At 50.3% G+C, this 9,226-nt stretch carries 8 protein-coding genes; 2 read left to right on the forward strand and 6 right to left on the reverse strand.

Features of this window, described 5'->3' with window-relative positions; translation table 11 throughout:
• Positions 1 to 435: 435 nt before the first annotated feature.
• Positions 436 to 819 carry a PA2779 family protein gene (locus tag Q7V48_00785; protein MDO9209276.1) on the reverse strand — a complete coding sequence of 128 codons (384 nt, stop codon included), beginning with the start codon at positions 817 to 819 and terminating at the stop codon, positions 436 to 438.
• A 328-nt stretch (positions 820 to 1,147) separates the two neighbouring features.
• On the opposite strand from Q7V48_00785, the gene Q7V48_00790 reads away from it, so the two are divergent.
• The gene (locus Q7V48_00790; protein ID MDO9209277.1) at positions 1,148 to 1,855 is read left to right on the forward strand and encodes a hypothetical protein; all 708 of its coding nucleotides are present in this window, start codon (positions 1,148 to 1,150) and stop codon (positions 1,853 to 1,855) included.
• A gap of 12 nt (positions 1,856 to 1,867) precedes the next feature.
• Positions 1,868 to 2,290: a PaaI family thioesterase gene (locus Q7V48_00795; GenBank protein ID MDO9209278.1), complete on the forward strand. Its 423-nt coding sequence runs from the start codon at positions 1,868 to 1,870 to the stop codon at positions 2,288 to 2,290.
• 199 nt (positions 2,291 to 2,489) lie between these two features.
• Here the strand turns inward: Q7V48_00795 and Q7V48_00800 are convergent, their stop codons facing one another.
• From Q7V48_00800 to Q7V48_00820, 5 genes are all read right to left on the reverse strand, one after another.
• Complete coding sequence (locus Q7V48_00800) at positions 2,490 to 3,842, reverse strand: CoA-binding protein (GenBank protein MDO9209279.1); 1,353 nt, start codon at positions 3,840 to 3,842, stop codon at positions 2,490 to 2,492.
• Positions 3,843 to 4,093: 251 nt separating this feature from the next.
• A complete protein-coding gene (locus Q7V48_00805) occupies positions 4,094 to 4,972 on the reverse strand; it encodes a hypothetical protein (protein MDO9209280.1) in 879 nt (292 codons plus the stop codon).
• Positions 4,973 to 5,372: 400 nt separating this feature from the next.
• Complete coding sequence (locus Q7V48_00810) at positions 5,373 to 6,728, reverse strand: TIGR00366 family protein (protein MDO9209281.1); 1,356 nt, start codon at positions 6,726 to 6,728, stop codon at positions 5,373 to 5,375.
• A 68-nt stretch (positions 6,729 to 6,796) separates the two neighbouring features.
• On the reverse strand, positions 6,797 to 8,755 hold the full coding sequence (locus tag Q7V48_00815) for an acetoacetate--CoA ligase (GenBank protein ID MDO9209282.1): 1,959 nt from the start codon (positions 8,753 to 8,755) through the stop codon (positions 6,797 to 6,799).
• 265 nt (positions 8,756 to 9,020) lie between these two features.
• Positions 9,021 to 9,226: hypothetical protein (locus Q7V48_00820; protein MDO9209283.1), on the reverse strand; the 206-nt coding region annotated here is incomplete at its 5' end.

Genomic DNA, 9,226 nt, shown 5'->3' on the forward strand with positions numbered 1-9,226 from the left:
CAGGCTCTTGAGCCCCGGTTGTGCCCATAATGAATTTTGATGGCTTCGTAAAAAGTCCATCTGCGGCGTTGCGCTGCATCCCCCGCCCCGTTAGATCAGAAACTCCGCATTAGGGGTATAGGGCGGGGATCTGATTTCCAAGAGGAAGAAATCGATACGAAACTTGACATTATCCGCCGGATCAAATCCTGATTTTTAAAATTTATTGGGACACAGATTTTCGCAGATAAACGCAGATAATTATTTTCTTTTTAGTTTATCCTGATAATCTGTGTACATCTGTGTCCAAAAAGGAATTTCCTATACAATCAAGTTAAGGATGTAGTCCCGATCATTCCCTTTCTAAAACAACGGAGTGCCTTCCGCTTTTTCTTGCCCATATAAAAGGCCCCCCTTTGGGCGGAAATCCCGGCAGAGGTAATTATGCCGATGGGATCAACCTTTTTTAATAACAAGCTGATGCCCTAAAAGATAGATCAAAATGACCACCAAGATAGCAATGACCAAAACCGAGATGATCACTTCTGCCCCGTTGCCGCCCACCTTCAGTTCATCCAGCTTTAAGGCCAATCGATGAATCTGCTCATTGCTGAGCTGGTTCAATCTTTGCTGGATTCCTTCCTCGGTAAACCCCAATTGCCGGAGCCTTTCGCTGATCATCTTCAATTCCAAAACTTTTTGGATCTTTTGCAGGTCCGCGGTCCGATCAAACTGGGCAACGGTCATCGCCTCCGATGGCGAAAGGCCTGCGTAAACCCGAGGGGTAATACCGATTACAAACATCGCAGATACCATGTACCAGATTACATAATTTCTCATTCTGCCCTTCATCTTAGCGCCACTCCCTTCAAAAATTTTTATGTTCCCCCTCACCCCATCCCTCTCCCCCAGCGGGGGAGAGGGGCAGAGTGAGGAGGCAGAATGTCAAGAAATTAAATGCGTTTGTATTAATTTACCCTAAAAAAGGAATCATGAAAAGAAGAAAAACGAAATTAGGACTATCGCGGGGAAATAAGTTTGTCTATAATTGGTTCTAAGATTATTCTTTATTCTTTCTCTATCAAAGTTTTGCAAGAAAAAATACGTTAATCCATTAATCCTTGAACCCTCAACTCCTCGAACCCTTTTTATAAAAAAGGAGAAGCCTATGAAAAAAAGCCAGATGGATGATCTGCGATGGGAGCGCTCCGGAGTCAAGCTTTCTCGCCATTTCGCCCTTGCAACCCGCAGGTTGCGGGAGAAGGCTCTACACCGTGACGATTATGATCCTGCCCGGCTATTCAAATGGGGGCAGATGATGGCTTTGGCTGTGGTGCGGATGATGGAAGGTGTGGAAAAGCGCTTTGGGGCGGAAGGCCAGGAAGTCATGACCAGAATCCTTACCGACCTGGGAAGGGAGATTGGCCGGGAAGTTCTTAAAGACCGTGAATTCCCCCCGGGAATGCGGCCGATCGAGGTCGTCTCTGCATTCGTGACCTATGTGAATGAGGAAGTCTGGGCTTCGCCGGAAGTCCCCAGAGTGGTAAGCGATGAGGAATGCACCTGTGACGTACTCTGGTGCCCCCATCAGGACCACTACAAGCCTTTTGACTGCCGGGTTCAGCGGTACATTGTCCAGGGCCTTCTTGAGGCTTTTCAGGAGAGTACGGAAATCGCTGCCGATGCCCGGTTCACCCAAATCATGCCCAAAGGTGCCGAGACTTGCCGCTTCGAGATCCGGCTTCCTTCCCCCGCAATGAAGGAACGAGAGTGGACCCAATATTCCGCCGAACTGGCTCAACGAGCCTTGGAAAGAATTTCCCACCCCTTCGCCACTGATCCGGAAAACAAAAAGAGCGTGGCTAAAAAATGTTAGAACGGAGTTGTCATGGACGGGAGAGTGAAAGAAGCAATTTTCAGACAGGTAGAAAGAGAGCCTTTTGCCCAGAAGTTCGGGCTGAAACTTACCGCCCTGGATGAAGGATATTCCAGGGTGGAGATGACTTTCACCCCGGACATGGAAAACATTTTTGGCCTGGCCCATGGTGGAGCTTTATTTGCCCTTATCGACGAAGCTTTTGAGACCGCCTCCAACTCTCATGGCACCATGGCCGTGGCCTTGAATATGAATATTACTTACGTGTCCTCCCCTGCTCCGGGAAGCAAGCTCACTGCCGAGGCCAAAGAATTTAGCCATACTGCCAAGACCGCCAATTACGACATCAAGGTGTTCGACGAGCAAGGGCACCTGATCACCTCTTGCCAGGCTCTGGTTTACCGGAAAGGAACACCCCTGCCTTTTCTCGCTTGAACTATCTGGGACGAAGACTTTCACAGATCCTCGCAGTAAAAAAGAGAATTCTTTAGGAAACTTTGTTCGGTTATAATTCTGATTCCTGTTTCCTGAGTTCTGTATTCTAACTTCTTGGCCTAAAAATCCTGAAAATATGCGTTTACCCTGTTAGATAGTAAACATCTAACAGGGTGAATCTGCGTCCAGAAATGATTGATCACCCTCTATTCAACACCTCCCGGCAGCGGCATAAAACTTCCAGGGTCTCGAATACATCTTCCAGCGGAACAAAGACAGGGATGGAACGCTGCTCTAAGAAAGCTTTGGCCTGTTCATAACGTTGCTTGTCTCCCGTGAAGCTCACGTAAATCGGCTTGTCGGGATAGCGGGAGGAAAGCTCCGGCAGGAAATTGTATTTTTCCGCCGGAACGTCCGGAGAAGCAAGCAGAATCGGGACAACCGCGTCCACACCCTCGTCCTGCAGAAGGGTTTCCACAACTGCTCTGTACCCTTCCACCCGGCCGGCAATCGGAGTGATGGCCGACATGTCCACCGGGTTGGATATGGTTACCCAAGAAGCGCTTATCTCCCGAAGCTTCTTGAGCGTCTTTTCCGAGTGGCAGGCCATCTTCAAACGCACGGATTCACAGGCGTCGGCCACGACCACGCCCAGGGCCCCTGAGGGAGCCAGCGAAGAAATGCGCCTCCCCGGGGGCAAGGGTTGAAAGGCAATCCCCTTGGCCACGTTGATCAGATCAAAGTATCTTCGTACCCGGGCGATTCCCGCTTGTCTGAAGGCTGCATCCCAAAGCGCATCATCCCCGGCCAGGGAAGCGGTGTGAGAAAAAGCCCTTTCGGCCCCGGCCTTTGTCCGCCCTCCTTTGAGAATGACCACCGGTTTTTTTCTGGTGACCTCCCGGGCCACTTCGAAAAAACGGCGAGCTTTCCGGAACCCTTCGACATACATCAAAACGGCTTTCGTCTCCGGGTCCTGTCCCAGGTATTCCAGGACTTCGGCGTCTTCCACGTCGATCTTATTGCCCAACCCAGCCACCCGAGCCACGCCAAAATTTTCCCCGGTCAGGATCCATTTCATGGTATGAGTGGCAAAATTACCGGTCTGGGCAATGTAGCTGATCGGCCCCCTACGGATTTTTCCCAGAGGGAAAAAAGTCGTGGTAAGGGATGCGGGAGTGCTGGTCAGGCCGCTGGTATTGGGCCCGATAATTCTCATCCCTGCGGCTTTGGCCACCGCAAGAATCTCTTCCTGCAGTCGGGCTCCCTGATGGCCCACTTCGGCATACCCCCCAGAGGCAATGACTACCGCCGGCACTTTTTTCTCGGCACACTCCTGGAGCGGCTCCAGAGTCTTTTCCGCCGGCACAATGAAGACCGCCAGGTCCACCGGTTCGGGAATGTCTTTCACCGAACGGAAGGTCCTGAAGCCCAGGATATCCTCTTCACTCGGGTTGATGGGAAAAACCTTACCGGCAAATCCATTGGCAACTATATTTTTCAGGATCTCATTCCCGGCCTTTCCCGGGGTTTTTGATGCACCAATGATAGCCACACTTCTGGGTTCGAAAAAATACTTAAGCGTATTGGACATTGCTTTAGTTGGTGAGCTTCTTGCAAAAGTCCGTAATTTACCCTTCGACAGGCTCAGGGTGAACGGGCTTAGGTTGAAATTATTTAGTTTTTCCGTTCGTGGTGAGCTTGTCGAACCACAAAAAATACTTTTGCAAGAGGCTCTGGTGATTTAATCATTTGGTCATGACCTATTACCTATCGCCTTACGCCTTGCGCCTTACATCCTCTTTTCTATAGTCCCCCTAAGGTACCGAGTTGAGCCAGGGCCTCGTACTGGTAATCAGCCGGCGAACTTACTTTGTATTTATCGGGCAAAGTCACCGCCGGTTCCCCTTTTACAGATTTAGCCAAATCAAAAGCCTTCTTTACTTTCTCTTCATCTCCTTCCAAACTGAGAACGATGGCCCCTTCGGAGCCGCCCACCCCTCCGGAAGCAATATGATAGGCTCGAACACCAGCCAGGAGGGCGAAAGCCTGGATTTCCGTGACTACCTTGCTCGAAGTTACCGGGATAATCCTCCCCGGCAGGCCCATGCTATATTTGAAGTGGTAAATCCCCGAATGCATCGAAGCTTCCAGGACAGAAGGGACGAGCTTTTCGAGCCCCACCGGCCGAATCAGATGAGCGCCCCGGGCCGTAACAATCGGCCAGCACATGCCGATGGTACCCCCTTTCAAACCGGAAGCGTACACCCCGGCATTTCCCTGATTGTCGATGGCATTGCCCCCCTTGATAAAGACATCTTCCGGCCCGAAATTTAGAATTTCAACGTTCGAGTCCGCTCCTTCCACCACCTTTCCTTTCTTGATCACATGCCAGGTGGAGGGAGGCAGTCCTGCATGGGAGTTAGTGAACCCTTTGCTAATCAGGCCCATGGTCTGTCCTGCCTTGGGCTCCAAGGAAATCCCGAAGAGCTCTTCGGTGACGTAGGCGTTAGTGATGCCCCGCCCAATAATGATCATCCCGCTTTTCCAGGCATTCTGCACCTCGGGAAGGGCCACCGTGGCCTTAGCCAGAAGTCGCCTGGATTCGGACGGATTCAGGACTACCAGAGCAGAAATTTGTTTCTCGCCCGGTTTTGCTTCTGGAACTTTTACCTCATAGAACATGGCAACCTCCTAAAATTTTATTTCCTTCAATTTTCCCAACTGCTTGCGGGGAATGAATGTTTTTTCTAACATATTCATTTCCCGAAAACAATACTTTAAATCAGCTTGCTACCCTTCACCTTTTAAGGTTACGAATGTTCACCCATTAACCGGGCGGGAGGGTGATGATGGAGAAAGCATCGGCGGGAAAAGAAAGTCACCAGAGTCCTCACTTCCCTTCTGCCAAGGAAGGATGGTGAAGGAGGAGGAAGGGCCGACAAAAACAACGCCCGACCCCATTTAGCGAGAGGCCGGGCGAATCAGGGGGATTCTCCTCCATAATCATTGAATCCGTCTTTCTCTTTTCTCCTGCAATGACTACATCACAAAACGGAGAGGAGGCCGGAACCGGTTAACCTTGCTAAAAAATCCGGTAGCCGATTAACAAGGCAAAGATGCTTAAGACGATACCACTCCATATGAGGGTCATCGTCGTATACCCCATGATATTTCTGGCAGAGAGGCCGCAGAGGCCAAGAAGGGGTAATGCCCAGAATGGCTGAATCATATTCGTCCACTGATCCCCCCAGGCGACCATCATAGCTGACCGGACGGCATCTACACCCATCATCTTTGCTGCCTCCATAGTGATGGGGCCTTGAGCAGCCCATTGTCCTCCACCAGAGGGAATAAACATATTGATGATCCCTGCTGCCCAGAACTGAAACATATAAAATGTCTGGTGAGTGGAGATGGCCACAAACCAGCCAGCGATGACTTTCGCCAGTCCAGTACCAATCATGATCCCTTGTATGCCTCCGTAAAGGGGGAATTGCAGGGCAATTCCACCGGCTCCTTTGATGGCAATTTCTATGGCTTTTATATAATTGACCGGCTTCCCATGGAGAATGACCCCGATGATGAAAAAGATGAAAATCACGATATTCAAGTTAAGGTCGAACCCCTTTGTTGAGAAATGCCAGATAAGGTAGGATAACCCCATGATCCCAAAAATTATATTGATGGTGTAACTGTGGTCAATCCGTTCAGCAAGGGTGGGATTTTCAGGCCTTGCCACCCGAGGAACAACTTTCGTTAATTCATCTATCTTATCATCCGGTAAGCATATGGTCTCTTCCTTTTTAGGGTGGATTAAAGCAAAAAGAAGGGGGACCGTGAAGATGAGGAGCAGGGCCGGCAAAAGATTGAATGCTGGAAAGATACTCTGGCTGACCGGCACAGCCGCACCGGTTATCTTCTCCACAAAATTCTGGGCATGCTTGGGGGTAGCAATGACCAGGGGAATGGAACCTGAAAGCCCCATATGCCAGCAAACGAAACCACTGTACGCTGCCCCGACGAGGTAGGCATAATCCACTTTCGCAGTCCTTTTGGCTATCTCCAAGGCTAACAGGCCTCCCACAATCAACCCAAAGCCCCAGTTGATCCAGCTGCAAATTCCGGCCACCAAGGCCACTATCATTCCGGCCTTGATCGGAGTTTTTCCTGCTCCGGCGATCCAGACCAAAACCCTGTTAATGGGGGGTGTGAGCGCCAGAGCATGTCCGGTAATGAGGATTAAAATCATCTGCATGGCAAAGGCTACAATCCCATAAACTCCATCCCCCCATGTTCTGATGAGTTTCACATAACCGGCATCAGTAAAGATCAGCGCCAGAATTCCTGAAAGAAAGGTGAGAAGAATGGCAAAAAGGTAAGCATCGGGAAGATAATGTCTCATAATGAAGGTGAAAAAAGAAGCAAGTTTTCGTAACATAGCGATACCCTCCTTTATTTTTTTTTTACTGCTTTAGAGAATTCCTCTATACTGGCCATCCTCTTTTTTTATTTTTGCAGTTCCGGGAGAATTTTTTCAAAATAATCCAGTACCTCTGGATTCGTCAGGGCATCCCGGTTCAGAACCGGCCTTCCGTGGATAATGTTGGTAACCGCACTTTCCACTTTTTTCATATTCAGAGTATAAGGAGCATCGGGCATTTCCATGATGATGGCGGGGACATGCCTGGGGGAAGCCTTTTCCCGCAGGGTCTTGCGGATCTTATTTTTTAATTCTTCGGTCAGGGTGTATCCGGGAGCCATTTTCACAAAGAGAAGGATGCGCTGATCCCCCTGCCAATCCTGCCCAATGGCCAGGCTATCGGCGATCTCCCCTAATTTCTCCACCTGGTTATAAATTTCGGCGGTGCCGATGCGTACCCCGGAAGGTTTCAAGACGGCATCCGACCGGCCATAAAATGTTAACCCCCCAGTGTCTTTGTGCATCACGATGTAATCGCCATGCCGCCACACGTTGGGGTAAAATTCAAAATAGGCACTTTTATACTTTTCCCCCTTCGGATCATTCCAGAAGTAAAGGGGCATGGAGGGCGCCGGAGCCTCGCAGACGAGCTCTCCCTCTTTATCATAAATCGGCTTTCCCTTTTCGTCGTAAGCTTTCACTTTCATCGCCAGGGTCGGCCCTTGCAGCTCCCCGGCGTAAACCGGGCTGATGATGTTGCCGCCCGCAAAAGATCCATTAATGTCCGTGCCCCCGGAGATGGAATTAAAATGGAGGTCTTTTTTGATATCCTGATAAACGTATTCGAACCCTTCGGCAGAAAGAGGCGAGCCGGTCTGCGATATTGCTCTCAGCGATGATAAATCATAATCTTTCCCCGGTTTCAGCCCCTGGCTGCGGAGGAAATTAATGTAACTGGCGCTGGTGCCGAAGATGGTAATTTTTTCATCCTGGGTTAATTTCCACATATTCCCGGGGTCGGGATGATTGGGGTTGCCATCGTATAAGATGATTGTGGCGCCAGCCCCCAGAGAGCTAATTAACCAGTTCCACATCATCCAGCTGCAGGTGGTGATGTACAGGATCCGGTCCTCCCGCTTCAAATCGGTGTGGAGGATGAGTTCTTTCAAGTGTTCCATCAAGACGCCTGCGGCCCCCTGGACCATACACTTTGGCTTGCCAGTAGTCCCCGAGGAGAACATGATATATACGGGATGGTCGGAAGGCAGCTGCTCAAATTCCAGGGGGGGTTCTTTTTCCTTGGACAAGAAATCTTCGTACCGGACGGCATTGGGAATATGGCTCAGGTCGGGTTGGTCATCGGTGTAAGAAACGACCACGACTTTTTTCAGGGAAGGGATTCCTTTGGCGATTTCCGCGGCGTTTCCCACAGAGCTGAAGGTCTTGCCCTTATAATAATAGCCGTTGACGGTAAATAAAACCTTCGGCTCAATTTGCCCGAGTCGGTCCAGGGCCGCCTGAGATCCGATATCCGTGGCACAGGAGGACCACGTCGCCCCGACACTGGTGGCTGCCAGCATGGCGATGGCCGTCTCCATCAAGTTGGGCATGTAGGCCGCCACCCGGTCACCCGGCTTCACCCCGATTTCCCGCAACGATTTAGCCAGGCGGGCCACGGTGGTATAGAGTTCCCGGTAGGTCATCCGGGCGTATTTCTGCATTTCCCCTTTGAAAATAAAAGCCAGCCGGTCGTCTCGATACCGCAAGAGGTTCTCGGCAAAATTTAATCTTGCTCCGGGGAACCAATTGGCTCCCGGATACTTACGTAGGTCATCCACGACTTGGGTGTACCCCCGGGAGGCCTTGATATCCATAAACTCCCACATGCGCGCCCAGAAATCGGGAATTTGGTCGATGGACCACTGGTAGAGATCAAAATAGCTGTTCATCCGCTTCCCCTGCTTCTTGTTTACATATTCGATGAAGCGGGTGATGTTCGCGTTCTTGATCTGTTGCTCGGATGGCTTCCACAGTGGTGTCTTCATAGGTTCCTCCTTTAGAAGAAAATGAGATGACCCCCGAGCGCCAAGAGGGCCAAGATTTTTGAAAAAATTACTGCGGCGTGTCCAGAGGAAAATAACAGAAAGGAAAAGGGAAGGCAAGCAGAAAGTTCTTACCGGGGAATATCGATGTTCTGTAAATTGAGGGATTCCCCTGTGAACAAATTGTTATTATATGCCCCAGAAAGCCAAGGGTTTCCGGCCTGTCTATTTAGTGCAGGACAGCCCTTAAAAGTTTGCCCGTCCAGTGCTAGGACTTTGGCATCCTTTCACCGACTATTTCCTGGACAATTCCGGGCACATATATCTCCCACCCCGCCGGTATGAAGTGGACCCCCTGGCACAGGGGTTTCATCCTCTTGAGAAGGGCTACGGAGATTTGCAGACTTTTCTCCACCAGCTGGTTCCTGGGCAATCCCTCCAGTTCTCTTATCAACTTTTCGGGCACGGCAACCC

It is taken from the genome of Deltaproteobacteria bacterium (genome assembly GCA_030654105.1).
In the GTDB taxonomy this organism is placed as follows: Bacteria; Desulfobacterota; SM23-61; order SM23-61; family SM23-61; genus JAHJQK01.

What these genes read in the sequence shown, in the direction of transcription:
- Q7V48_00785 (MDO9209276.1), bottom strand. Translation starts at nt 819, where the DNA reads ATGAGAAATTATGTAATCTGGTACATGGTATCTGCGATGTTTGTAATC.
- Q7V48_00790 (MDO9209277.1), top strand. Translation starts at nt 1,148, where the DNA reads ATGAAAAAAAGCCAGATGGATGATCTGCGATGGGAGCGCTCCGGAGTC.
- Q7V48_00795 (MDO9209278.1), top strand. Translation starts at nt 1,868, where the DNA reads ATGGACGGGAGAGTGAAAGAAGCAATTTTCAGACAGGTAGAAAGAGAG.
- Q7V48_00805 (MDO9209280.1), bottom strand. Translation starts at nt 4,972, where the DNA reads ATGTTCTATGAGGTAAAAGTTCCAGAAGCAAAACCGGGCGAGAAACAA.
- Q7V48_00810 (MDO9209281.1), bottom strand. Translation starts at nt 6,728, where the DNA reads ATGTTACGAAAACTTGCTTCTTTTTTCACCTTCATTATGAGACATTAT.
- Q7V48_00815 (MDO9209282.1), bottom strand. Translation starts at nt 8,755, where the DNA reads ATGAAGACACCACTGTGGAAGCCATCCGAGCAACAGATCAAGAACGCG.